Annotated in this window: 1 protein-coding gene; it reads left to right on the top strand. The window is 49.2% G+C overall.

The window, feature by feature from the left end:
• Positions 1-731, top strand: a 731-nt coding sequence (locus tag FC32_RS10730; protein ID WP_268871573.1) for a Rib/alpha-like domain-containing protein, incomplete at both ends; no start/stop codon positions are given.

The raw sequence follows: 731 nt of genomic DNA on the forward strand, positions 1-731 counted from the left end.
TCCGGTAGAAGTAGCGACACCAGGTAAGAAGCCAGGTACGGTAGAAGTGACATATCCAGATGGCTCAAAAGATGAAGTACCAGTCCAAGTTAAAATGGGAACTGACGCTGAAGAATATACCCCAAAGGGCCAGTTAGTGAAAACTGATTTAGGTAAGGCACCGAGTGCTGAAGCAGGAGTAGCTAATAAGGGAGACTTGCCGAAAGATACACAATATATGTGGGAATTTCCAGTGGAAGTAGCGACACCAGGCGAGAAACCAGGTACGGTAGAAGTGACATACCCAGATGGCTCAAAAGATGAAGTGCCGGTGCAAGTGAAGGTAGGTACCGACGCCGAAGAGTACGCCCCGAAGGGACAATTAGTGAAGACCGATTTAGGCAAAGCCCCAAGTGCTGAAGCAGGAGTAGCTAATAAGTCAGACTTACCGCAAGATGCTAAATACAGCTGGAAGACCCCAGTAGAAGTAGCGATGCCAGGCGAGAAGCCAGGTACGGTAGAAGTAACATATTCAGATGGCTCAAAAGATGAAGTGCCAGTGCAAGTGAAGGTAGGCACCGACGCCGAAGAGTATGCTCCGAAGGGCCAAGTAGTGAAGACCAATCTAGGTAAAACTCCAGGTGCTGAAGCAGGTATAACCAACAAGACGGAGTTACCGCAAGATACGAATTACGTCTGGAAGACCCCAGTGGAAGTAGCGACACCAGGCGAGAAGCCGGGTACGGTAGAAG

The organism is Ligilactobacillus apodemi DSM 16634 = JCM 16172, assembly GCF_001434405.1.
Lineage (GTDB): Bacteria > Bacillota > Bacilli > Lactobacillales > Lactobacillaceae > Ligilactobacillus > Ligilactobacillus apodemi.